The sequence below is a fragment of the Moorella humiferrea genome (assembly GCF_039233145.1).
Lineage (GTDB): Bacteria > Bacillota > DSM-521 > Neomoorellales > Neomoorellaceae > Neomoorella > Neomoorella humiferrea.
The window spans coordinates 1,186,935-1,211,081 of the sequence record NZ_CP136419.1 but is presented as its reverse complement, the minus strand read 5'-3'; the positions used below and the strand labels follow the sequence as shown (position 1 = coordinate 1,211,081).

The 24,147-nt window shown below is 49.1% G+C and carries 24 protein-coding genes and 2 tRNA genes; 13 read left to right on the top strand and 13 right to left on the bottom strand.

What is annotated here, in order from left to right:
- Window positions 1-55: 55 nt before the first annotated feature.
- Complete coding sequence (locus MHFGQ_RS06300; RefSeq protein WP_106004388.1) at window positions 56-2,347, top strand: vitamin B12-dependent ribonucleotide reductase; 2,292 nt, start codon at window positions 56-58, stop codon at window positions 2,345-2,347.
- A 2-nt stretch (window positions 2,348-2,349) separates the two neighbouring features.
- Here MHFGQ_RS06300 and MHFGQ_RS06295 read toward each other — a convergent pair whose 3' ends face one another.
- Entirely contained in the window at window positions 2,350-2,994 is a 645-nt protein-coding gene (locus tag MHFGQ_RS06295) for a CBS and ACT domain-containing protein (protein WP_106004345.1), read from the bottom strand.
- Between the two features lie 112 nt (window positions 2,995-3,106).
- Between MHFGQ_RS06295 and MHFGQ_RS06290 the strand changes: the two genes are divergently transcribed.
- The 3 genes from MHFGQ_RS06290 to gltX are packed head-to-tail and all read left to right on the top strand — an operon-like array spanning window position 3,107 to window position 6,252.
- The gene (locus tag MHFGQ_RS06290) at window positions 3,107-3,574 is read left to right on the top strand and encodes an HAD family hydrolase (RefSeq protein WP_106004344.1); all 468 of its coding nucleotides are present in this window, start codon (window positions 3,107-3,109) and stop codon (window positions 3,572-3,574) included.
- Between the two features lie 46 nt (window positions 3,575-3,620).
- Window positions 3,621-4,763: a glycosyltransferase family 4 protein gene (locus MHFGQ_RS06285; protein WP_106004343.1), complete on the top strand. Its 1,143-nt coding sequence runs from the start codon at window positions 3,621-3,623 to the stop codon at window positions 4,761-4,763.
- A 19-nt stretch (window positions 4,764-4,782) separates the two neighbouring features.
- Window positions 4,783-6,252 (top strand): glutamate--tRNA ligase, encoded by a 1,470-nt coding sequence (gene gltX / locus MHFGQ_RS06280; protein WP_106004342.1) that lies wholly within the window; start codon window positions 4,783-4,785, stop codon window positions 6,250-6,252.
- 91 nt (window positions 6,253-6,343) lie between these two features.
- Here the strand turns inward: gltX and MHFGQ_RS06275 are convergent.
- A tRNA-Gln gene (locus MHFGQ_RS06275) sits at window positions 6,344-6,417 on the bottom strand.
- A gap of 105 nt (window positions 6,418-6,522) precedes the next feature.
- On the opposite strand from MHFGQ_RS06275, the gene MHFGQ_RS06270 reads away from it, so the two are divergent.
- The 3 genes from MHFGQ_RS06270 to MHFGQ_RS06260 all read left to right on the top strand — a co-directional run bounded on the left by MHFGQ_RS06270 (window position 6,523) and on the right by MHFGQ_RS06260 (window position 9,300).
- Window positions 6,523-7,203: a response regulator transcription factor gene (locus MHFGQ_RS06270; protein WP_106004341.1), complete on the top strand. Its 681-nt coding sequence runs from the start codon at window positions 6,523-6,525 to the stop codon at window positions 7,201-7,203.
- Entirely contained in the window at window positions 7,200-8,615 is a 1,416-nt protein-coding gene (locus MHFGQ_RS06265) for a sensor histidine kinase (RefSeq protein WP_106004340.1), read from the top strand. The genes MHFGQ_RS06270 and MHFGQ_RS06265 overlap by 4 nt, the downstream gene beginning before the upstream one ends.
- Before the next feature lie 88 nt (window positions 8,616-8,703).
- Window positions 8,704-9,300, top strand: coding sequence for a hypothetical protein (locus MHFGQ_RS06260; RefSeq protein ID WP_245907751.1), 597 nt, complete (start codon window positions 8,704-8,706; stop codon window positions 9,298-9,300).
- Between the two features lie 59 nt (window positions 9,301-9,359).
- Here MHFGQ_RS06260 and MHFGQ_RS06255 read toward each other — a convergent pair whose 3' ends face one another.
- From MHFGQ_RS06255 to MHFGQ_RS06245, 3 genes are all read right to left on the bottom strand, one after another.
- On the bottom strand, window positions 9,360-10,082 hold the full coding sequence (locus tag MHFGQ_RS06255) for an amino acid ABC transporter ATP-binding protein (protein ID WP_170066132.1): 723 nt from the start codon (window positions 10,080-10,082) through the stop codon (window positions 9,360-9,362).
- Window positions 10,069-10,782: an amino acid ABC transporter permease gene (locus MHFGQ_RS06250; RefSeq protein ID WP_106004337.1), complete on the bottom strand. Its 714-nt coding sequence runs from the start codon at window positions 10,780-10,782 to the stop codon at window positions 10,069-10,071. Before MHFGQ_RS06250 ends, MHFGQ_RS06255 begins: the two co-directional genes overlap by 14 nt.
- Window positions 10,783-10,862: 80 nt before the next feature.
- On the bottom strand, window positions 10,863-11,714 hold the full coding sequence (locus tag MHFGQ_RS06245) for a basic amino acid ABC transporter substrate-binding protein (protein WP_106004387.1): 852 nt from the start codon (window positions 11,712-11,714) through the stop codon (window positions 10,863-10,865).
- A 147-nt stretch (window positions 11,715-11,861) separates the two neighbouring features.
- On the opposite strand from MHFGQ_RS06245, the gene MHFGQ_RS06240 reads away from it, so the two are divergent.
- The 3 genes from MHFGQ_RS06240 to MHFGQ_RS06230 all read left to right on the top strand — a co-directional run bounded on the left by MHFGQ_RS06240 (window position 11,862) and on the right by MHFGQ_RS06230 (window position 13,718).
- Entirely contained in the window at window positions 11,862-12,737 is an 876-nt protein-coding gene (locus tag MHFGQ_RS06240) for a DMT family transporter (RefSeq protein WP_106004336.1), read from the top strand.
- 30 nt (window positions 12,738-12,767) lie between these two features.
- Window positions 12,768-13,628 carry a deoxyribonuclease IV gene (locus MHFGQ_RS06235; protein ID WP_106004335.1) on the top strand — a complete coding sequence of 287 codons (861 nt, stop codon included), beginning with the start codon at window positions 12,768-12,770 and terminating at the stop codon, window positions 13,626-13,628.
- 14 nt (window positions 13,629-13,642) lie between these two features.
- Window positions 13,643-13,718, top strand: a tRNA-Glu gene (locus MHFGQ_RS06230).
- A gap of 128 nt (window positions 13,719-13,846) precedes the next feature.
- Here the strand turns inward: MHFGQ_RS06230 and MHFGQ_RS06225 are convergent.
- Window positions 13,847-13,999 (bottom strand): hypothetical protein, encoded by a 153-nt coding sequence (locus tag MHFGQ_RS06225; RefSeq protein WP_170066122.1) that lies wholly within the window; start codon window positions 13,997-13,999, stop codon window positions 13,847-13,849.
- A 154-nt stretch (window positions 14,000-14,153) separates the two neighbouring features.
- Here MHFGQ_RS06225 and MHFGQ_RS06220 point away from each other — a divergent pair, with 154 nt between their 5' ends.
- The 3 genes from MHFGQ_RS06220 (at window position 14,154) to lexA (ending at window position 15,623) form a co-directional block, all read left to right on the top strand.
- Window positions 14,154-14,288, top strand: a complete 135-nt coding sequence (locus tag MHFGQ_RS06220) for a hypothetical protein (protein WP_277996993.1) — start codon at window positions 14,154-14,156, stop codon at window positions 14,286-14,288.
- 98 nt (window positions 14,289-14,386) lie between these two features.
- Window positions 14,387-14,794: a (2Fe-2S)-binding protein gene (locus MHFGQ_RS06215; RefSeq protein WP_106004334.1), complete on the top strand. Its 408-nt coding sequence runs from the start codon at window positions 14,387-14,389 to the stop codon at window positions 14,792-14,794.
- 238 nt (window positions 14,795-15,032) lie between these two features.
- A complete protein-coding gene (lexA, locus tag MHFGQ_RS06210) occupies window positions 15,033-15,623 on the top strand; it encodes a transcriptional repressor LexA (protein WP_422393044.1) in 591 nt (196 codons plus the stop codon).
- Here the strand turns inward: lexA and MHFGQ_RS06205 are convergent.
- The 7 genes from MHFGQ_RS06205 to mutS form a co-directional block, all read right to left on the bottom strand.
- Window positions 15,605-16,900, bottom strand: coding sequence for a methionine gamma-lyase family protein (locus tag MHFGQ_RS06205; protein ID WP_106004331.1), 1,296 nt, complete (start codon window positions 16,898-16,900; stop codon window positions 15,605-15,607). The genes lexA and MHFGQ_RS06205 overlap by 19 nt on opposite strands.
- Complete coding sequence (locus tag MHFGQ_RS06200; protein ID WP_422393230.1) at window positions 16,897-17,895, bottom strand: AAA family ATPase; 999 nt, start codon at window positions 17,893-17,895, stop codon at window positions 16,897-16,899. The genes MHFGQ_RS06205 and MHFGQ_RS06200 overlap by 4 nt, the downstream gene beginning before the upstream one ends.
- 110 nt (window positions 17,896-18,005) lie before the next feature.
- Window positions 18,006-18,416, bottom strand: coding sequence for a DUF1540 domain-containing protein (locus MHFGQ_RS06195; protein WP_245907745.1), 411 nt, complete (start codon window positions 18,414-18,416; stop codon window positions 18,006-18,008).
- Window positions 18,417-18,520: 104 nt separating this feature from the next.
- Window positions 18,521-18,763 carry an RNA chaperone Hfq gene (gene hfq, locus MHFGQ_RS06190; protein ID WP_106004329.1) on the bottom strand — a complete coding sequence of 81 codons (243 nt, stop codon included), beginning with the start codon at window positions 18,761-18,763 and terminating at the stop codon, window positions 18,521-18,523.
- 40 nt (window positions 18,764-18,803) lie between these two features.
- Window positions 18,804-19,769, bottom strand: coding sequence for a tRNA (adenosine(37)-N6)-dimethylallyltransferase MiaA (miaA, locus tag MHFGQ_RS06185; RefSeq protein ID WP_106004328.1), 966 nt, complete (start codon window positions 19,767-19,769; stop codon window positions 18,804-18,806).
- Between the two features lie 45 nt (window positions 19,770-19,814).
- Window positions 19,815-21,587, bottom strand: a complete 1,773-nt coding sequence (mutL, locus tag MHFGQ_RS06180) for a DNA mismatch repair endonuclease MutL (RefSeq protein ID WP_106004327.1) — start codon at window positions 21,585-21,587, stop codon at window positions 19,815-19,817.
- Window positions 21,587-24,136, bottom strand: a complete 2,550-nt coding sequence (gene mutS / locus MHFGQ_RS06175) for a DNA mismatch repair protein MutS (RefSeq protein ID WP_422879826.1) — start codon at window positions 24,134-24,136, stop codon at window positions 21,587-21,589. Before mutS ends, mutL begins: the two co-directional genes overlap by 1 nt.
- Window positions 24,137-24,147 lie beyond the last annotated feature (11 nt).

Below are 24,147 nucleotides of genomic sequence, written 5' to 3'. Positions count from 1 at the left end.
AGTGCATAACTTTGTAGATAACTTTCTAAAATGTTATATCTTGGATGGTGACAAAATGGAATTAACTAACAATGCCCGAATCATCCTCGAAAAACGTTATCTTAAGAAGGAAAATGGTGTGCCGGTGGAAACTCCGGAAGAAATGTTTATGCGGGTCGCCCGGGCCGTAGCCGGAGCAGAGAAAATCTTCAATCCTTCTTTAACAGATGTAGAGATAGAGGAATATACCCGACGTTTTTACAATCTCATGACCGGCTGGGATTTTCTGCCGAATAGTCCCACCTTGATGAACGCCGGTCGAGAACTTGGACAACTGTCGGCCTGTTTCGTCCTGCCGGTAGAGGATAGTATGGAAGCCATCTTCACCGCAGTTAAAGACGCCGCCCTGATTCACAAAAGTGGGGGAGGAACGGGCTTTTCCTTTTCACGCCTGCGGCCCAAAAACAGCCCCGTGCGCTCAACCGGCGGCATTGCGTCAGGACCTGTTTCCTTTATGAAAGTCTTTAATGCCGCCACTGAAGCCATCAAGCAGGGAGGAACCAGACGGGGTGCCAATATGGGTATCTTACGGGTCGATCACCCCGACATCCTGGAATTTATCCGCTGTAAAGAGAATAACAACGAGCTGACCAACTTTAATATTTCCGTAGGGCTGACCAAGGAATTTATGGAAGCAGTAGCCCGGGATGAGGAATATGAACTTAAATTTGCAGGCAAAGTTTACGGTAAACTAAAGGCCCGACAGGTATTCGAAGAAATTGTCGATCATGCCTGGGCCAACGGTGAACCAGGTATAATCTTTCTGGATCGTTTAAATGAAGGCAACCCCACTCCGGAATTAGGAGAAATCGAGGCCACCAATCCCTGTGGAGAACAACCCTTATTACCTTATGAAGCCTGTAACCTCGGTTCCGTGAACCTAGCCAACATGGTTAGTGGGGGCGGCGTTGATTGGGACAAGCTGGCCGAAACTGTTTACTGGTCGGTCCGTTTCCTGGATAACGTTATTGAAATAAATGAATTCCCCCTGGAAAAAATAAAAACCATGGTTATGGGAAACCGCAAAATCGGGCTTGGCGTCATGGGATGGGCCGACATGCTTTTCCGCCTGCGCATCCCCTATGACACGGAGGAAGCTGTGGAATTAGGTCGAAGGGTTATGGCCTTTATCCAAAAAGAAGCCCGCCAGGCCTCCAGGAAACTGGCGGCGGAGCGGGGCAGTTTTCCTAATATCGACAAAAGCATTTACCGCGGGCAAAAACTGCGCAATGCCACATGTACTACCATTGCCCCCACCGGTACCATAAGCATGATAGCTGGTACGAGTTCTGGTATAGAACCTGTTTTTGCCCTGGCATATACCAAAAATGTTTTAGATGGCGAAAGTTTAATAGAGGTCGATCCCGTCTTTCGGGCCTATATAGAAGAAAATTTCGCCCCGGAGAAAGCTAACCTTATTTTTCAGCAGATAGCGGCAGGGAAAAGTGTACGCGAAATAGAGGAAATTCCCCCGGATATACGCCGGGTCTTTACAACAGCTCTGGAGATCGCTCCAGAGTGGCATATTCGCATGCAAGCGGCCTTTCAGGAAGGTACTGACAACGCCGTTTCTAAGACAGTCAACTTTCCTTCCTCTGCCACCAAGGAAGATGTACGCCGGGTATATGAGCTGGCCTATAAGCTAGGTTGCAAAGGGGTAACGGTCTACCGTTCCGGCAGTCGCGAGCAAGAAGTTCTGATCAGCGGCACCCAAAATAATTCCTCCCAAAGTAAGCCTGCCGCTAAAACCCATCCCCGGCCGCGGCCGAAACGCACCGTCGGCGTCACCGAACAGGTTAAGACGGGCTGCGGTAAAATGTATATAACCGTTAATTACGACCAAGAAGGTTTAATTGAAACCTTTATCACCACCGGTTCATCCGGGGGGTGCAGCGGTTTTACCGAAGGCGTCAGCCGTTTAATCTCCCTGGCCCTCCGCGCCAATATAGCTCCGGAAGCCATTATCGATCAGCTTACTTCAGTAAGCTGTCCCAACTTTCTAAGGCGAAGGGCTACAGACAAGAGTATAATCGGAAAATCCTGTCCCGATATCATCGGTCGCGTACTGGCCCAGGAACTTAAAATTTGGCAAAAACAGGGTATTTATTCGTTACCGGACGATTTTTACAATCGGGCACTGGCCGAGATTAGCGCCACTAAAGAAAATCTTTCGGTTGACTGCCATCCACTGAACCCGGCGATGGAAGAGGAATTAATAAAGAGGGGTATTTGTCCTGAATGCGGTTCAACCCTCCATTTCCAGGAAGGTTGTGTCACCTGCAGTTGCGGTTTCAGCAAATGCGGTTGAATTTAACCGTTATAAGAAGTGACATGGACCACGCGGTAACCTTCAGCCTCTAAAACCGGTAACAGGGCACTTACGTCATCCGTTGCCAGCCGCAGAACGACATAAGTATGAACATCGTCCTTCTGGCGGCTGGCAACATTAATAATATTGATGCCCGCTTCGGCCACCTTCCGGGAAATATTGGCAAGTACGCCGATTCTGTCTTCTACCTCCAACGTCACCCTCACTCCGGGACGGCGCAGGCCAAAAAGTTTAATCAATGCTTCAAAAAGATCAGTCTGAGTAATAATACCGACAAGTTTTTCGTTTTCCATAACGAGAAGATTATCTATTTTATGTTCGCGCATCAAGAGGGCTGCTTCTTCAATGGTCATCTCCGGAGGAACGGTAATAGGGCGTTTGATCATAGCATCCTTTACTGTCATTTTGGCTACCAGGTAATTAACTTCAAAGGCACTGAGGGTGGAAGCCGGCGAAGGAGAAACCCTTAATATATCCCGTTCGGTTACTAACCCAACCAACCTTCCGTTATGCACTACAGGTAAACGTCTTATTTTATGTTTTTTCATTATTTCCAGGGCATCAAGGACGGAAGTTTCTTTAGTAACGGTAATGGGATTGGGGCTCATGTGGTCGCGTACGAACATAACACCCACCCTCCTGACTGTACTTTTATTAAATTTATTTCTTTTGACCTTCTATAAATCCTGCTGCCAACCAGGAAGAAAATTATAAATTTTTTTGGGTGGGGGAAAATATATGGTAATATATGATCTTCCTGACCGCACTATAAAAATTAAAAATATAGTCTTGGACTTTAACGGTACCCTTGCCTGTGACGGCAGCCTCCTGCCGGGAGTGGAGCAGCGTTTAAAGTCTTTGGCTGAAAGGTGCAACGTATATGTTTTAACCTCCGATACGTATAATACCGCCGCCGCTGCCTGTCGGGGATTACCGGTAACCTTAATGACGGTGGATAAGAATGCCGGTGGACTGGATAAAGAACGAATAATCGACCGCCTGGGGCCGGAAAATACGGCGGCGATTGGCAATGGCGTAAACGATGCTCTGATGCTTAAACGGGCGGCGCTAGGGTTATTGGTATTGGGACCAGAAGGCAGTGCCGTCTCGGCGCTAAAGGGCGCCGACGTCATTTTTCCTGATATTCTGTCCGCCCTTGATTTTTTGCTCCATCCCAAGAGGGTAGTAGCTACCATGCGCCCGTAATGGTATAATTATAAACAGTGTCGAAGGGAAAGGCGGCTTTTAAAAATTGCATATAGGAATTTTCACCGATAGTTATCTACCATATACCAGCGGGGTAGTGCGCTCTATTATTGTCTTCACCAACGAGTTGCGCCGGCGCGGACACCGAGTATCAATTTTCGCGCCAACTTACGGAAACAGAAAGGAAAAAGAGGAAAACGATATATACCGCTTCCCCTCATTACGGGCCCCGACTTTTAAAGAATTTGCCCTGGCCATCCCCCTGGCGCCTTCTTTATCCAGGCGCCTCGATGATTTAAAAATAGACCTAATCCATGTTCATTCCCCCTTCATAATGGGTCGGGTGGGAGCGTATATGGCCAAAAGGATGGGGGTGCCGCTCGTATTTACATATCATACCCTTTACGAAGAATATGTTCACTATTTTCCCTTTATACCCCGTCTTATGCGTCATGCCGTTCGAAATTATACCATTTCTTTTGGCAACCGTTGCCAACTGGTAATAGCGCCTACAAATCCTATAGCAGAATATTTAAGGGAACATGGGGTTCATGTGCCCGTAATAACTATTCCCACGGGAATTGAATTGGAACGCTTTCAAAATCTCGATTCTACGTGGCTGCGACGGCATCTTAATTTACCACCGGAAAAAATTATCCTCCTCCATGTCGGGCGGCTGGGTAAGGAAAAAAATATACCTTTCCTCTTAAAATCTTTTGCCATGGTTCTGCGGGAGGAGCCGACCACTCATTTGGTCTTAGTTGGCAGTGGACCCTTAAAAGATGAACTTCAAAATCTGGTTTCGGCTTTAAAGATCAACCAGTCCGTAACCTTTGCGGGGCAATTTCCCTTCGAACAAATGCCAAATGTATACGCCGGGGCCGATTTGTTTATTTTTGCCTCGATTACCGAAACTCAAGGCCTGGTAATCGGCGAGGCAAAAGCAGCCGGCCTTCCTGTAGTTGCCGTTAAGGCATTCGGCGTCCAGGACATGGTGAAAAACGGCGAAGACGGTTTTTTAACACCCCACGATATCAATGCTTTTACCAACGCCGTAATTCAGCTGGTTAAAGATTTAAACCTCCGGCGCCAAATGGGCCGGCAGGCACGTCAAAATGCCACTGAGCTTGCCGCTTCAGCCATGGCCTGTCGCCTGGAAGCTCAATATAAATCACTATTAGCCCTTTAAAGATAGGAGTGTTGCTGCTTTGTCAAAAGTACGTGTGCGTTTTGCACCCAGTCCCACCGGCAGTCTACACATCGGCGGGGCACGGACGGCTTTATTTAACTGGCTTTTTGCCCGCCACCACGGCGGCACCTTTGTCTTACGAATTGATGACACCGATACAGAACGCTCAACAGACGTTTCGTACCGGGAAATATTAGCCGCTATGCGCTGGCTGGGACTTGATTGGGATGAAGGTCCCGAAAAAGGCGGTCCTTATGGTCCCTATCTACAATCCCAGAGGATGGAATTCTACCGCCGGGAAGCGGCCCGCCTTTTAAATGAAGGTAAAGCCTACCTTTGCTATTGTACCGTTGAAGAGCTGGCCGCCCGGCGTAAAATAGCCCAGGCTGAAGGACGTCCTCCCATGTATGACCGTCGTTGTCGTTATCTTACACCCGAAGATAGAACCCGTCTAGAAAAAGAAGGGCGGCAGCCGGTAATAAGGTTGGCAATTCCAGCAGGGACAACAACCGTAAACGATATCATTCGCGGCGAAGTAACCTTTGATAACGATACCATTGATGATTTCATTATCGTGAAATCTAACGGTATGCCGACCTATAATTTTGCCACCGTCGTCGACGATCACTTTATGAAGATTAGTCACATAATACGGGCAGAAGAACACCTTTCCAATACCCCGAAACAAATACTTGTTTATAAGGCCCTCGGTTATGAATTGCCGGCCTTTGCCCATGTCCCCATGATTCTGGCCCCCGACCGCAGCAAATTAAGTAAACGTCACGGGGCCACTTCGGTAGAGGAATATCGAGACGAGGGTTACCTACCGGAAGCCATTATCAATTATTTGGCCCTCCTGGGTTGGTCTCCTGAGGGAGAAGAGGAAATTATTCCATTGGAAAAAATGATTGCCGCTTTTTCCCTGGAGCGGGTTTCTAAAAACGCAGCTATTTATGATACCAAAAAACTAACCTGGATTAACGGTCATTACTTGCGGGAAGGCGATCTTGACCGTATTACACGCCTGGCCATTCCTTTTTTACAGGCTAAGGGGCTCTTGCCCGAGCCCTTGCCGGAGAAAAATTACAATCATGTTAAAGCGGTAGTAGCCGCCGTACGCGACCGGGTTAAAACCCTGGCAGAAGTAGCCGACGCCGCCAGTTACTTTTTCACCGAAGTGACCTCCTATGACGAAAAAGGAGTCCGCAAGTATTTCAGTAAACCCGGGGTGGCCGATCTCCTCGATGAAGCAAGGGAAGAGCTGGCATCACTGCCCCAGTTTACTGCCGCCACAGCGGAGGAAGCTTATCGGACCCTGGCCGAAAGAAAAGAAATAAATACGGGACAGCTCTTCCATCCGACCCGGCTCGCCGTGACAGGACGTACCATGGGACCAGGTCTCTTTGAGATCCTGGAGCTGTTAGGCAGGGAAACCGTTCTAACCCGTATGTCCCGGGCTGCCAAATGGATCCGGGAAAACTTAACTTAAGAACCTTAATATCTTTAAGGGGCCAGTATTAACAACGGGCTGGCCCCTAAAAATAAAATCCCCTTTCCATCATGGAAAGGGGATTTCCCAATGGCTGCGGGACCAGGATTCGAACCTGGGCAACATGATCCAGAGTCATGGGTGCTACCGCTACACCATCCCGCATTGCCCTGTGCAAAAAGTATATTATCATAAATACAGGTTAAAGTCAAGGGTTACAAGGGGTACCCTTGATAATACCGGAAACCATTTTAAAGAAGGTGATGATTTTTGCGTCCCCGTATTTTGGTCGTTGATGATGATGCCAAAATAACGTCCATGCTTAAAAGGGCCCTAACTTATGAAGGTTACGAGGTCGAGGTTGCAAGCACCGGACCCCAGGCCCTCGCCCTGGCGGCGAACCAACCTGATTTAATAATTCTCGATATTATGTTACCCGGCATTGACGGTTTGGCCGTCTGCCGGCAATTACGCACCCATAGTGATATTCCCATCCTTATGCTGACGGCCAGGGATGACACGGCCGATCGAGTCCTGGGATTGGATACAGGGGCCGATGACTATTTGGTCAAACCCTTTGCCCTGGAAGAATTGCTAGCCCGTATCCGCGCAATTTTACGACGCCGCTCCCGCGGCAAGGAAAGTGAAATCCTGCGTTACAGCGATTTATCGTTAAATACGGCCACAAGGGAGGGGAAAAGGGGAGAGCGGACCTTTACCCTTACCGCCAAAGAATACGAACTCCTGGCTTATTTCTTACAAAACCCTATGCGGGTACTTACCCGCGATGAACTTATGACCCATATCTGGGGGTATGATTTTAGCGGTGAATCCAACGTCCTCGAGGTTTACATAGGCTATTTGCGTTCCAAACTGGAAGCCGGTGGCGAACCGCGCCTTATTCATACGGTACGGGGTGTAGGATACGTACTTAAGGAGCAAAAGCCATGACCTTACGCTGGCGCCTTACCCTTTTAGTAACCTTTATCCTAACCATTGCCTTTCTTATCTTGGGAAGCCTGGTTTATTTCCTCATGGGCCGCTATCTCACGGGCTCCATTGATCGTTCCCTGGCCTTTCGGGCCCAGGAAGTCATCGGTTCCATTAAGGTAGAAAGCAGTTTCCTGCGGCAGCAGCGCATTACCCTCCCAGACGTCAACGTCTTTGCTGCTCCTGATATCTTTTTGCAAATCGTCGACCGCGAAGGCTTTATCGTTACCCGTTCCAGCAACCTGGGGCGCCAAACCCTTCCCATTCGGCCCCAGACGTTGATTCAAGCCAATCAAGGCAAAGATTTCTTTACAACAGAAGAGATCGACAACTACTCTTTAAGGATTTACAACGTCCCCCTTATGCTGGGAGGACAGACGGTAGGCATCTTACAGGTTGCCCGGCTCCTCAATCCAGTAAAAAAGACCCTCGGCAACCTCCGACAAGTCCTTATATTTTTAGGTCTCCTTGCCGTTTTTATCGCCACAGTTCTGGGATATGTTCTGGCTCGAACCGCTCTAAAACCCATCGAACGACTGACCCAGGTGGCGGCCCAAATAGGGGAGGGCAGGGATCTGGCTCAACGCGTTCCTTATCACGGTCCCATGGATGAGATTGGTCGCCTGGCAGCCACATTTAATGCCATGCTCGGCCGCTTGCAGAAGGCCTATACTCGCCTGGAAGAAGCGTACAGCGCCCAGCGTCGCTTTGTCGCCGATGCTTCCCATGAACTGCGTACCCCTTTAACTACCATTCGCGGCAATATCGACTTGTTGCGCAAAATGAAGGGTGCGGATATGGCCATACAAGAAGAGGCCTTGGCTGACATTGCCAGCGAAGCCGAACGCATGAGCCGCTTAATCAACAACCTCCTCACCCTGGCCCGGGCGGATGCCGGACTGGAAATCGTCCGCCAGCCCATGGACATAACCGAACTTTTGCATGAAGTAGCCCGTCAGGCCCCCCTGCTGGGAGAGGCTGCTTTTATAGTAAGGGGTCTTGATAGTATAAGCGGTTGTCAGGTTCTCGGCAATCGCGATTATTTAAAGCAGCTGCTTTTCATATTATTGGACAATGCCTTTAAATATACCCCCGGTGAAGGGAAGATTGAGCTAACGGCAAAAATAGACCCTAAAGGTTTTCTCCTCATCCGGGTTAAGGACACCGGAATAGGTATTGCCCCAGCGGATTTAGAACATATTTTTGAACGTTTCTACCGTGCCGATACCACGAGGAGCAGCAGCGGTACGGGCCTGGGATTGGCCATAGCCAAATGGATCGTCGAACAGCATCAGGGGGAAATTAAGGTCGAAAGTAGGGTGGGGGAGGGGACCGTATTTACGGTTGTCCTGCCCTTGTTGCAAAAAGGCTGATTCTTATCTTTTTCTCAGGAAGCTTTCAGCTTATTCTTAACAGAAGTGGTTAAAATAAACACAGGGAAGGAGGTGAAACATATTGAAAATGAAAAGGCGCTTCGTCCTGCTGCTAGTCCTGGTGTTGGTTTTAAGTCTGGCCGCTGCCGGTGTGGCCGCAGCCCAAGCGGGCTCTAACGGGAAAGTTGGCATAAATCTAAAACAGCTCTATCTAGAAAAGCTGGCCGCCAACCTCGGCATAGATGTCAGCCGCCTGCAGGAGGCCATGAAAACCGCAGGACAGCAGACCATTGAAGCCGCCCAAGCATCCGGTTTGATCGACGGCACCAGGGCCCAAAAGCTGCAGAAAAGTATAGAAAACGGCGCCTGGCCAGACTTTGCCGGATTCAGAAAACCGCCCCACGGTTGGGGATTCAATTTCAGTACTGAAATAGCCGGCATTTTGGGAACTACTCCCGAAGAGCTCCTCCAGGAACTAAACAGCGGTAAAACCCTGGAGCAAATCGTCACAGGCAAAGGTTTAACCCTGGACCAGCTCAAAGAACAATTAATTAACAATGTTAAAAGCAAATTGGATGAAGCCGTAAACAACGGCAAACTTACGAAGGAAAAGGCAGATGTGTTTTTAAAACACCTCGAACAGGTGGACCTGAGCAAGTTTCCCGCCCCGAAGCAACCTCGATAATCACCCAAAATAAAGGCCACGCCGCTTTACCGGGGTGGCCATTTTTTAAATAAGCTCTATCACAGTATTTTGCTCAAGAAAGCCTTGGTACGCTCATTCTGGCAGTTATTAAAGATTTGTTCGGGAGTACCTTCTTCAATAATCACTCCTTCATCCATAAAGAGCACCCTATCGCCCACTTCCCGAGCAAAACCCATTTCATGGGTTACAACCACCATGGTCATACCTTCCCGTGCCAAATCTTTCATGACCGCCAGTACCTCCCCGACCATTTCCGGGTCCAATGCCGAGGTCGGTTCATCAAAGAGCATAACCTTGGGCTGCATGGCCAAAGCGCGGGCAATGGCCACACGCTGCTGCTGGCCGCCCGACAGCTGTTCCGGATAAACATCGGCTTTATCACTTAAACCCACCCTGGCCAGCAGTTCCCGGGCCTGCTTTTCAGCTTGAGCGACGGGAAGACGACGTACCTTGATAGGCGCCAGGGTTATATTCTCAAGGACAGTCATGTGGGGAAAAAGATTAAAACGCTGGAATACCATGCCGACTTCCTGGCGCACGGCATTAATATCGGTACGGGGATCGGTAAGGGAAATCCCGTTTATAATAATCTCTCCGCGCGTAGGTTTTTCCAATAAGTTGAGACAGCGGAGAAAGGTACTCTTTCCGGAGCCGCTGGGACCTATAACGACAACCACCTCTCGGGAGGCAACGGTACAGTTGATGCCCCGCAATACCTCCAGGGCACCGAAGCTTTTATATAAATCCCTAACCTCGATCATGGTCACCTGTCCGGAGCCTCCTTTCTAGATAATCCACCAGACGGGAGATGGTAAAGGTCATGGCCAGGTATATAAGGGCAACGGCAAAATAAACTTGCAAAGGTTTAAAGGTAGCGGCGCTAATTAACTGTCCCTGTCTGGTCAATTCCACATATCCGATAACAGAAAGAAGGGAGGTATCCTTAAGCATGGCGATAAATTCGTTTCCTAGAGGGGGGATTACCCTTTTGAAAGCCTGGGGCAGAACAATATAGCGCATGGTCTGCCCTTCGGTCATGCCCAGGGAACGGGCCGCCTCCACCTGACCCCTATCAATGGACTGGATGCCGGCGCGAAAAATCTCGGCCACATAGGCACCGCTGTTAAGGCTGGTGGAAACGGTGGCCGCAACAAAGACAGGTATATGGGTGGTCTGCAATAGTTGGGGTAATCCAAAATGGGTGATTAAAAACTGTTGTACTTCATTGAGCAGTTGGGGAAAACCGTAATAGACGATAAATATTTGCACCAGCAACGGTGTACCCCGAAAAAAATCAACATAACAAGTAGCCAAAAAACTTGTCAGACGACGGCGTGAAAGACGGCCCATACCGGCAAACAGTCCGAAAATACAACCCAAGGTAACGGCAACCGCAGTTATTTTTAAAGTCTGCACGGCCCCCATTACTAAATAGGGTAAGGATTGGATAATAAGGCCCAAACAATTTCACCTCACTAGACCGATACAAACGTATGCGTAACACCGGTCGGTGTTACGCATACGTTTGTGTTCTATAGAGTTTATTGTTTCTGCTGGGGCGGTTCGCCGGGAAGAAAAGACGGTGGATCCTGCCCGAACCATTTTTTATAAATCTCGGCATACTGGCCGTTTTCCTTTAAGGTCTTTAAACCTTCATTAATCTTTTGCAGTACCTCGGTTTTCCCTTTGGGTACGGCTATCCCGTAGTACTCGGCCGCCCTCACATCGCCTACAATCTTGATATCTTTATTACCCTGCTGGATGTAATAGGCAGTTACCGGTAAATCGTTTACCACCGCATCGACACCGCCATTTTTCAGCTCCAGGAAAAGATCCGGCACCTTATCCAGTTCTGTAACTTTAGCTCCGGGAATTTTTTTGGCTTCTTTGGCGCTGGTGGTACCGATTTGGACGGCAATCTTCTTGCCGTTCAAATCGTCAAATCCTTTAATAGTATTGTTGTCTGTCTTTACCGCCACCACCAATCCCGATTGATAGTACGGCATAGAAAAATCTACAGCTTTCTTACGTTCATCATCAATACTGATGCCGGAAATGGCCAAATCGACGTTATTGGTCTGTAAAGCCGTAATGATACCATCAAAGCCCATTTCTTTGATTTCAACGTCAAAGCCGGCCACCTGGCCAACGGCTTTAATAAGGTCAATATCAAATCCGGTGAAGTCACCCGTCTTCATATCCCGGAATTCAAAGGGGGCAAAGGTCGCTTCCAAGGCTACGGTATATTTAGGTTTAGTGGGATTTGAGGTACCTGCAGAGGATGTGCCGCCGGAGGTTGCCGCACCCTTTTCCTGGGAAGCGCCGCCGCAGCCGGCCAAAAGAAACATTAAAACGACTACCAGCAGCAGGCCTAATCTTCGTAAAGGCTTCATAAATTTTTCCTCCTCAAATTTAATATTAATTTTAATGCCGGGCAACAATCTAATATTTATTCGCTTTAATTAATAAAAATCCTCCTTAAAGAGATCAAATTCTTGACAGCTTTTCGCACGGAACAGATAATAAAGTCGGTGATCTGATTGGCAAAACAACTTCTAGCCGATATGGCCCTTTTATTGGTGACTTTTATTTGGGGCACTACCTTTGTCTTTGTCCAGCGGGCCTTAACGGGAATTGGACCTCTATATTTTATTACCCTGCGTTTTGCCTTGGCTTTTATTTTTTTAGCTCTGGCAGCCGGGCGACAGTGGCTGAACCTCGACCGATTCACTTTACGCCATGGATGTCTCGTTGGTTTAATTTTGTGTGGTGGCTATATCTTCCAAACCTTGGGGCTCAAATTTACATCGGCGGCTACAGCAGGTTTCATCACCGGCTTATCGGTCATCCTTGTACCCCTTTTAAACGCCGTCTTTTATCGGGTTTTACCTGGCCCTTTAACTTTAACCGGTGCTTTGATCGCAACTGCCGGTCTGGCCCTCTTGACCCTTAACCCCGGCCTTAATTTTAATCCTGGAGATTTCCTGGTTTTCCTTGGCGCCCTTTGTTTCGCCGGCCAGATACTAATGGTAGAACGCTATGCGCGCCTTCACAATACCTGGCTTTTTACCAGCATTCAGTTGTTCACTGTGGCCATGGTTGCTTTTTTACTGGCCCTCCCCAGCGAAAAACTGCCGAATAGCTTCACTCCCGCCGTCTGGCAGGCCTTTATCCTTACATCACTACCGGCTACTTCCCTGGCCTATATAATTCAAAACAAGGTCCAGCAGTTTACTACCGCTATACATACGGCCATTATTTTTACCATGGAACCCGTCTTTGCGGCCCTGGCCGCCTATCTCTGGGGCCAGGAAACCCTGACCGGACGCCAAGTGGCGGGCTGCCTTTTTATCCTTTTAGGCATGTTTTTAGCTGAAATTAAAGATCATAAAAGCCAGCAACTAAATACCACCTAAAATTTTTCATCCTGAAAGAAGGTAAAAAATGTGAGATTGGGAGCCCACCTTTCCATTGCCAAAGGTTTACTAAACACCGTAACAATGGCCGCCGAAATAAAGGCAAATACCTTCCAGTTCTTCACCCGCAACCCCCGCGGCGGCGCGGCGAGAACAATCCCAGCGAACGAAATTACTGCCTGGCAAGAGGTGAGAAAAAAGTTCGATCTCTATCCCATCGCCGGCCACCTGCCCTACACCGTCAATCTGGGAGCGACGCTGGGCAGGCAACAGGAATTTGCCCGTATGGTACTTTATGAAGATACCCTCAGGGTAGCCGCCATTGGGGGGGAATACTTAATTACCCATCCAGGACACCATGACGGGGACCGCGAGGCTGCTTTAAAGAGGATTATCCAGTCGATAGAAGAGGCCTATTTAAGTATCCCCGATCCCGTACCCATGCTTTTGCTGGAAACCATGGCGGGTCAGGGAAAAGAGATCGGTTCCCTGGAGGACTTGCGTTTTATATTAGCGGGACTGGGCTGGCCGGAACGGGTAGGTGTCTGCCTGGACTCCGCCCATTTGTTTGCTTCTGGATGGGATCTGCGGACCCTTTCAGGATGTAGTCAGTTGGTAAAAGAGTTGGAAACAAGTTTTGGGTTAGAGAAGGTAAAGGTTATGCATTTAAACGATTCTCTGGTACCCTTGGGCAGTCATCGGGATCGCCATGCCGGCATCGGTAGGGGAGAATTGGGGAGGGAGGGGATAGCCAATATTGTCAACGATAGATTCTTTAGCACGTTGACCTTGATTTTAGAAACACCGGTAAAAAACTATAAGGAATACGGGGATGAAATTGCCCTAGTTAAACAACTAAATCTTGACGATGACGAGAAACCTGTGCTATAATAACAATCGGTTGAGGCCCTATCGTCTAGTGGCCTAGGACGCCGCCCTCTCACGGCGGTAACCGGGGTTCGAATCCCCGTAGGGCTACCATTGTTCGCGGCAGCCGGTTAAAAACCGGCTGCTTTACTATTTTATCGCTACCCAATAAAACGTCAATTTTTCTGCACGCCTGCGGGGACTAGAACGAATATATAAAAAGGAGGGGGGCTTAACCCCGCCTAGCTGGCAGGTTCTTGCTGCTGGCGTCGCCGCATCCAAATACTTAGCAGATAACCGTCCAGCAGACCCATGGGGTAAGCCAGCAGGGTGAGCCACCACGGTAAACCGCGCCCGCGGGAGCGCGATCCCATGGTAAAACGGGCTCTAAACACCTCCAATCCCTCCTTTAAAAGATATTATCGTACATAAAGATAATATCTATTCTTGCCTTTTTGTTAACATAATGCCCGGGAATTACCTGGGTAACGATATAATTAAGTACACAAACTAAGCTAAAGTTTTTTAAAGTTGTAAGGGGTGAAGGAGATGACCAAACGTTTTAAATTGAGCCGTAACGGCCCCAATCAAGATCGACGTTCAAAGGTTAGAGCCCGTGAATTTCATCGTATACGGGGTAATCAGGTAATCATCGATCCCGAAAGGGGTCCGGAAAACAAATAACAAGGCTATAAAACGAGCTGGTCCCGGATTTTTCCTGGAACTACGGGCCAGCTTTTAATTTAATTAAAATTAAAAACGAAAGAAAGGGTGAACGCAAAATGGCCCATGGAGTTTGCGGCGGCAAAGGACGGGAAGCCGCTACGGTCTGCCCGCGCTGCGGTGAAAGGGGGCAAAAGGTTGCTCCGATAACGATAGCTAGTTTACTTAATACGGAAGCGGCAGAATCCTTGGAGGACGTCCAGTATAATTTGTGCCTATCCTCTGCTTGTAATGTAGTCTATTATGGCGACAACGGCACCATTTTTACCAAGGAACATGTCCGGGTGCCGGTATGGTTTAAGGAAGAAACGCCCCGAATAATATGCTACTGCAATAACGTCACCGACAGGGAGATCCTCGAGCATATAGTTAACCGCCAATGCTGTCACAATTTGCAGGACATCCGGGAGCACACGGGTGCCAATGGTGGCCGTGAATGCCTTATCAAAAACCCGGCCGGAACCTGATGCAGTCCGGCGGTGCAATCGGTGATTGCCCAGGGATTAGCTATGCGCGCCGACAAATAATAATGTGCGGTTATTTACTTCCCTCATTAGTTAACATAATGATTATTATGGGAAGTTATTTTTCCTTAAGGTTTGAATGCGACGAACGGTTGTTTTTGGTAAAAAAATATGATACGATAAATTAAAGCCCAACGTGGAGGTATGGAGATTGACACCGGATTTAACTCCCCGACAGGAAATGGTTTTAAATTATATCCGCCATTTTATCGAAGTACACGGCTATCCGCCTACAGTACGAGATATTTGCCGGGCCACCGGCCTCCGTTCCAGTTCAACCGTCCACGGTCACTTGAGTCGTCTTGAGAAAAAAGGCTATATTCGTCGCGATCCTACACGTTCCCGGGCCATAGAAATCGTAGCTACAGCCCAAGGGTTGCCCCGTCCTAGCAGAAATATAGTCTCCGTACCCCTACTCGGTAAGATCACTGCCGGTCAACCCATTCTTGCCGTGGAAAACATCGAAGACGTATTTCCCTTGCCCTCCGAATTCGCAGGTAGCGAAAATGCTTTTATGCTACAAGTCCAAGGTGACAGCATGATCGAAGCCGGTATCCACGAGGGTGATTACCTCTTCGTCCGGCCTCAAGATCATGCTGATAACGGCGATATCGTCGTCGCCCTCCTCGGTGAAGAAGCGACTGTTAAATATTTTTACCGCTACGACGACCATATTGAACTGGTCCCTGCCAACAGCCACATGCAGCCTATCAGGACCGAACAGGTGAAGATACTGGGTAAAGTTATCGGCCTTTACCGACGTATTTCTTGAATCAATCCCCGTTTCAACAGCTCCTGAGCCGCCGTAAGAAGGGCCACACGGGTATAAGGATAGGATAGCCCCCCCTGCAGAAAAACGGCATAGGGCGGTCTTAAGGGCGCATCGGCGCTCAGTTCAATGGAAGATCCTTGGATAAAGGTACCACCGGCCATAATGATTAAATCCTTATAACCCGGCAGACCTGCGGGTTCCGGTATCGTACCTGCTTCTACAGGACAGCCCTTTTGTAGACCTTCACAAAAGGCCAAAAGGGCTTCTTGTTTTTCTGTTATGATACACTGAACTATGTCCCGTCTCGGTGTTTCCGGAAGGGGATCAACTATAAAACCAAGCTTTTGAAAAAATGCTGCAGCAACTATGGCGCCCGTTAGGGCTTCCCTCACTATAAGGGGAGCTAAATATAGGCCCTGATAGTAAAGGCGCTTTTCAGTAAATGCACCTACCTCGCTTCCCAATCCGGGGGCGGTTAGGCGCGCCGCTACTTTTTCCACCAAATCCTCCCGTCCCACAATATAACCCCCGCCGGGAGCCAGGCCACCCCCCGGGTTCTTAATCAAAGAACCGATGACGAGATCGGCGCCGACTTCACCCGGTTCCCTCTCCTCTACCAATTCTCCATAACAATTATCTACCAGGCATAAGGTATTACTATTGGCATTTTTAATTGTTTTAATAATTTGGCTGATTTCCTCTACTCCCAAAGCAGGGCGCAGAGAATAGCCGCGCGAACGCTGGATGAGGCAAAGGCGTGGGCGCAGGGTGGATACTGCCTCGCCTATTTTACCTAAATCCGGTTTTCCTTTAGGACCGAGGCTTACTTCTTTATACTCTATACCCCATTCCATAAGGCTGCCGACAACCCGCGGTCCGATGCCGATAACCGTAGCCAGGGTGTCATAAGGCCGACCGCATACCGAAAGAAGAGTATCACCCGGCCGTAAAAGGGCTCCTAGACCCAACGTTAGGGCATGGGTGCCGGAAACAATCTGCGGTCTAACCAGGGCGGCCCTGCCGCCGAAAATATCGGCATATATACGTTCCAGGGTAGTACGCCCTAAATCTCCGTAGCCATACCCCGTTGAATCCTGAAAATGAAATTCATTTACCTGGTGCCGTTGAAAAGCTTTTAGTACCTTTAAATGATTGCTAGAGCTAACGTCGTCGACGACGGCAATTGCCCTACGGCTTTCCTCTTCCGCTTCTTCCAGCCTTTCTACCAGCCATGGGGAAATGGAAAAAAGTTCGACTAATGCTTTGCTCCAGTTCAATTAAATTTAACCCCCGTGTTTTTAAAACTGTCAGGTGTTATTATAACAGAACGGCTATCCGACGGAAATGCTTCTTCCCCCGTCATGGTTGGCGGCAGCAGATCTTCCCTTTCAATATTCATTAAATCCTGGCGGGTGAGGTTTTTTTTGTTAATCAAACGAAGGGCCTGGCGACGCATGGCCCTTTCGATTATGTTGCGAACCAAACGGGCATTGCCGTTATACGGATGACCAAACAAAACTTCCCGGCGTAAAATTCTTTCCAACTCAACCATCGCCCCCGGCGTCAATACGTATTGTTTTTCTGCCACCATCAATTTGGCAATAGCCATCAATTCGGCAATAGTATAATCTGGAAATTCTAGCTGGATGGGAAAACGGGATCTTAAGCCCGGGTTAGTTTCTAAAAAATAATCCATTTCTTCTTTGTAACCGGCGAGGATAAGCACAAGATTATCTCGATAATCCTCCATCCCTTTAACCAGAACGTCTATGGCTTCCCGGCCGAAGTCCTTTTCCCCACCACGGGCCAGGGAATAGGCTTCGTCGATAAAGAGTATACCTCCTATAGCCCTTTTTAACTGTTCCCGCGCTTTATGGGCCGTGTGACCTATATATTCCCCTACCAGATCCGCCCTTTCAACTTCTATTAGGTGCCCCTGGGATAATACCCCCAACTCTTTAAACAGCCTACCCATCAATCTAGCAACAGTGCTCTTACCCGTTCCTGGATTGCCCTTAAAAATCATATGCAGAGTGCAGGTACTATTTATTAATCCTTCCCTTTGCCGACGGCGCTGGATTTCGATAAAAGCCCTTAATTCTTTAATTAAGTCTTTAATACTTTGAAGGCCGATCATCTTGTCCAATTCGGCCATAATGGCATCTACCCGCCGCCTGGTGGATAATTCATTTTCCCAGTTTCCCTTTTCCCTTTGAAGGGGCCTAATCAATGATTTACCGTTACCTTTGGCGCTGCCCGTCCCAAATTTAATCTGCAACTCCCTCACCCGCTTCCCCTGTTCTCTTAATTTTATTTATACGCGCACACATTGCGGGCAAGAAAAAAGGTCGGTAATCCCGACCTTGTTATTTCCTTCCTCTCCTAAACTTTACGTTTAAAGGTAAAACAGTTAGTGTCCTGACTCTCATCGGCGTTAACGCCGACGACGTCTATTTTTTTAGCTTGACAACGGTTCCCTTCCGTCCAGTAAGCGCAGGTATTTACAATACAGGTGACTGAAGGATAAAGTTCGCCTCCCGGTAAAAAGGTGTTGCTCAACAGACCGCCCCAGTTGACATTATCAAGGGAACCGAGCATATTGGCCAAACCCCGGCGGACATAAAAGGTCTTGCACTGGGTTTGTTCGGGATTTTGAGCCATTTTCCCCTCTTCTTCATGGGTTATATCTATATTACCTGCCGAGCACAGGTCACCGTTCATCCAATGGTTACAGGTATTCACCTTGCATTTTACCTTCGGTCCGTCCATTATCTTCAATTCCTCCCTGCTCATATTGTTCCTCTTCACTTTCTTGGTTTATACCCCCTTTTCTTGAGAACCAAAATAAAAGCCCCTGTTCCTCAAATAAGGAAACAGGGGTTTTTGAAATAAGTATCCTATTTATCTTCAGTCTTGCTCTCCGCCAGAAGGTTCACTGGACGTGAGGGCGTAATGGTAGAAATGGCATGTTTGTAAATCATTTGCTGTCTGCCGTCGGAATCTAAAACAACGGTAAAATTGTCAAAGCCCCGCACTATCCCCTTTAATTGAAAGCCGTTAATTAGGTAAATAGTGACGGGGGTATTATCCCTGCGCAAGACGTTTAAAAACAAATCCTGCAGGTTTCCTGTTTTGTTCATCTTTTACCCTCCAGGTTGGTATTTTTTGTTTAGTATAACCTTATTGTACATTAATATCAAGGTGCTCTGCAATATAACCCACAATCTTCTCTGCCATTTCCTCTATATTGTTAGGCTCTACTTCCAGCCAGTACAGGCGTTTGTCCCGCCTAAACCAGGTGAGCTGTCTTTTGGCCAGGCGCCTGGTGTTACGTTTCAATAACTCGATTGCTTCTGCCAACCCCATCTCTCCGCGGAGATATGCCCCAATCTCTTTATATCCCAATGCCTGCAGTGCTGGAAGTCGATAATCGTATCTTTTAAGCAGTCCGCGTACTTCTTCTACCAGTCCCTGGGCAATCATGGCATCTACCCTGGCTTCAATACGGCGATATAGCTTATGACGGGGCATGGTCAATGCCACTGCGGCCAAACGATAGGGGGATTCCTGTTTCCGCCGCCACTCCAGGGCTGCGGAGATGGGCTTGCCTGTCATGAGGTAAACCTCCAGGGCTCTAATCAAGCGGCGTCGATCATGAAGGTGAATGCGCTCGGCTGCCACAGGATCTACTTTTTGCAACTCAGCATACAGATACTCGTTACCATATTTTTGCGCCATCGCCTCCAAATTATGTCTTATCTTTTTATCACCGGGCATTGGCGTAAAAATATAGGGATCAACTACCGCCTGATAATAAAGACCCGTCCCCCCTACCAGCATAGGTAAATGGCCCCTTTGCAAGATAGATGTTATTGTCGTGCGGGCCATCTTTTGAAAATCGGCCACGCTAAATGGTTCATCCGGATCAGCTATATCAATTAGATGATGGGCGATCGGTACACCTCCGGGACCCACTCGTTCTTCCGGCGGTACTTTGGCGGTACCGATATCCATACCCCGATAAACTTGAGCCGAATCAACGGAAATTATTTCGGCCTTTAACCTGGCAGCCACATGGAGGGCAAGGACCGATTTTCCGGTAGCCGTAGGTCCGACAATGGCCGCCAGGGGCTCCTTGACAGCCAACCCCTTTCATCCTCCTTCAAGGGCTTCCATGTTGTAGTCTAGTCTTTAGCGTTGAAAATAACGGGCAATGGCGGACCACTCCAGACGGATCAAAGCCGGTCTACCGTGGGGGCAGGTATAAGGGCATTGGCTTCCTCGCAGCGCATCAAGAAGCTCCTGCATTTCCATGACACTAAGCACGTCTCCCCCTTTTACGGCTCCACGACAGGCAATTATTTTCAGCAGCCTTTCTTCTGCAGGCAGATCGCCCTCACTCAAGAAGTCTTCGAGAACCTCCTTTGCTTTATCAATGGGCATTCCCACCGGAACCGCCCTTAGCAAAAAGGTAGCGTTACCGAAGGCTTCTATAATAAACCCCATTTTTTCTAAAACCCCGATTTCCTCCCTGACTTTTATTGCCATGTCCGGTGATAAATGTAGAGTCTTGGGCGGTTCCAGCATTTGGGCCGGCCAGCTACCAGAATTTATTTGCCCGCACAGCTTTTCATAGCGACAGCGTTCATGGGCCGCGTGCTGATCGATAATATAAAGACCGTCTTGGCCTTCGGCCAGAATATATGTACTACCCAGCTGACCCAAAACCTTTAACGGCGGCAGGTTTTGTGCCGCGCCCTGATCGCTTTTTTCTATGGAAGGTTTTATATCTTTCGTTTCAATTTTAACCGTCTTTTTCTCTTCACGCCCGGGACTTTCCCTAAGGATATATTCTCCCCAAAAACCGGACCGTTTTTCCTTCTCAAAGGAAAGCTGTGGCTGCATGACAGAAGGTCTGGGTTGATGAGTTCTGGGGGAGGTCGACGCCGGCATAACGGCTCGAGGAGTATGTAAAGTTTTATTTATTGCGACGCCGATCTTTTGGGCCAGTTCGTGTTCCTGCTGAAATTTCACTTCTAATTTGGCCGGATGGACGTTGACGTCAATCTTTTGCGGATCAATGGCCAGGTGAAGGACAAAGATGGGATAACGTCCAGAAGGAATGACGGTGCGATAGCAATCTTCGACGGCCCTGGTGATGGTACGATTAAATATGTAACGTCCGTTTACAATTAATACTTGATGGCTACGGCCGGCTCTATGAAGCCATGGAGGCGAGATGTATCCTTTAAGGGCCCATCCTTCGCCCGTGTCAGATAAAGGTAATAGCTCCCTACCCATTTCCAGGCCGTATAAGGCAGTTATCACCGCCAGTAGTTCACCGTTACCCTGGGTAGCAAACAATCGTTTCCCTTCAAGATACATGGCAAAGGCAACCTCAGGATGGGCCAAAGCCAGTTTTTCAGCTATAGCCACTGCGGCCCGGGCTTCGCTTGTCGGTTTTTTTAAAAACTGCCGCCGCGCCGGTGTGTTATAAAATAAATCAGTAACCGTAACCGTCGTTCCCGGCGGACAGCCGACAACGTTAACTTCGGGCTCGCCGCCGCCGGCCACCCTTACCCTTACCCCTATTTTTTCGCCAACAGCCCTGGTATCCATTTCCACCCGTGCCACGGCGGCAATACTGGGTAAAGCTTCCCCTCTAAAACCCAGAGTGTTAATCTGAAACAGATCGCTGGCACGGCGGATTTTACTTGTAGCATGACGGGCAAAAGCCAGGGGGGCGTCTTCGGGCCTGATGCCTATGCCGTCGTCGCGCACACGAATTAATGTTAATCCGCCTCCCATGACTTCTACAGTTATATGCCGGGCGGCGGCATCTATGGAATTTTCTACCAGTTCTTTTACGACCGAAGCAGGTCTTTCGACCACTTCGCCAGCGGCAATCTGGTTGGCCGTCTCGACATCCAGGACTTTTATTCTGGGATAATCTTCAGGGTACATTATACTTTTTTCCTTTCCCTGTTGTTTAATATCTGCTGCCAACGAAATATTTGTTCCATGGCTTGGAGGGGTGTGGAGGCCATCAGGGCAAAGCTGGCCAATTCCTGCAGTACCTGTTTTTCTACTTCTGACAGAGACGTTTTAACCGGCATAATTGTATAATTATCTCCATTTTCAGGCATATTTTCCAGTAGATCCTGAGCTCTTTTAAGTACTGCGCTGGGTAAACCTGCCAGGCGGGCTACATGTATGCCATAGCTTTTATCGGTACTGCCGGGGAGGATAGTACGTAAAAAGGTAATATCTTCTCCTTCCTCACGTACGGCCACGCAATAGTTTTTTACTCCCGGAAGCTGATCAGCCAGTGTAACCAGCTCATGGTAATGGGTGGCAAATAGGGTCCTGGCGCCGATAACGTCATGTAGGTACTCCGTCACCGCCCGAGCAATACTCAAACCGTCGGCAGTACTCGTTCCCCTTCCCACTTCGTCTAAAATAACCAGGCTTTTTGCAGTGGCATGGCGCAGGATGTTGGCTACTTCCTGCATTTCCACCATAAAGGTGCTCTGACCGGCAAAGAGATCGTCGGCCGCACCCACCCTGGTAAAAATCCTGTCTACAATCCCGATCCTTGCCCTTCTCGCCGGCACAAAACTACCGATCTGGGCCAGAAGGACGATTAAAGCTACCTGACGGATGTAGGTAGATTTGCCGGCCATATTAGGACCGGTAATAATATGCACCCGCTGTTCTTGATCTAGGTACGTGTCATTGGGCACAAAACTCCCGTAAGTTTCAACCAATTCGACAACGGGATGGCGCCCTCCTTCAATGTGAATTACCATCCCCGTATCTACCTGGGGACAGGTGTAATTACGATCCACAGCTACAGTTGCCAGGGACTGGAGGGCATCAAGCACTCCCAGGGCACGGGCCGTACGCCGAATTTGGGGAAGGACTTTCAGTACTTCATCGCGCAGGGCTTGAAATAGTTCATATTCCAGTTGGATCAATCTCTCTTCGGCTCCCAGAACCTGCCGTTCCAGTTCCAAAAGGCGTCTGGTAACAAAGCGTTCGGCATTGGCCAAAGTCTGCTTACGTTCATAGTCTGATGGCACCTGGGGCAGGTTGGGTCGCGTCACCTCTATGTAATAACCGAAAACCCTATTGTATCCGACTTTAAGGGATTTAATCCCCGTACGTTCCCTTTCTTCGGTTTCCAGGGCGGCAATCCATTCGCGGCCGTGTTCCGCCGCCCGCCTTAATTCGTCAACTTCGGGATTATAACCGGCCCTAATAATACCTCCCTCGTTGACGTTTAAAGGCGGTTCGTCTACCAAGGCCCGGCCAAGGAGCGCTACGAGATCGCTTAAAGGGTCCAGCTGCCTGCTGAGCTCCAATAATAGCCCAGCCCGGGTGCCGGCCAAAAGGGTTAAAACCTCGGGCACTACCGACAGGGATTTCCTTAAGGCCTGGAGATCCCGTCCGCCGGCCGTACCGTAGGCCACCCGACCGGCCAGACGCTCCAGATCCTTCACAGACTGCAGCGCTTCCCGCAGCTCCTGGCGGAGAATAAAGTTGTCGACCAGATCCCCCACAGCCTCCTGACGTTTTTTAATGGCCTTAACGTCCACCAGGGGCTGGTCCAGCCAGCGTTTCAAGGTGCGGGCACCCATGGCGGTGACCGTTTTATCGAGAACCCACAGGAGGGAGCCCTCCCTCTTTTCTTCCCGACCGCAAGTAACCAGCTCCAAGTTGCGCCTTGTGGCCTGATCGAGTATCATCCGGCTGGCGGTGGCCGCCGGTGTTGGTACGTCCAAATGGGGCAGGGAACTCTGCTGGGTAGTTTTTAGGAAAGTTAAAACCATGGCTGTAGCCAGGTACACCGTCGGCGGTACGTCATTCCGGCAAAAGTTTTCTTCACCAAAATGGCGGCAGAGCTCCTGACGGGCTTCTTCAGCCTCGTGGGCTGCATCCCAGGTGGTAATTACACCTCGTGTAAAGAGCTGCAGACGCCGGCAAAAGGAGGTGTCCCCCGCCAGTTCCGGAGGCAATAGGTATTCCGCAGGCATTAACCGTACCAGCTCGTCGAGGAGTTCATCCACTCCCGGACAAAAAGTATATTGAAATTCCCCCGTAGAGGCGTCGACCCACGCCAGGCCGAAGCCGCTGTCATCTTTTACAATTGCCGCCAGGTAATTATTGCCGCCGGCCGGCAGAGCTTTTTCGTCGATTATCGTCCCGGGCGTAACCACCCGCACGACCTGACGACGCACCAGACCCTTTGCCTGGCGTGGATCTTCCATTTGTTCACAAATGGCGACTTTATAACCCTTCGCAATCAGACGGGCTAAATAGCCGTCGGCGGCATGGTAGGGTACCCCGCACATGGGGGCCGCATCTTTCCCGCCTCGTGTAGTTAAAACCAGATCCAGTTCTTTGGACACCAATTCGGCATCCTCATAAAACATTTCATAGAAATCGCCCAGGCGAAAAAAAAGAATACTGTCGGGATATTGGGCTTTAATCTGGCGGTATTGCTCCATCATCGGGGTAAGGG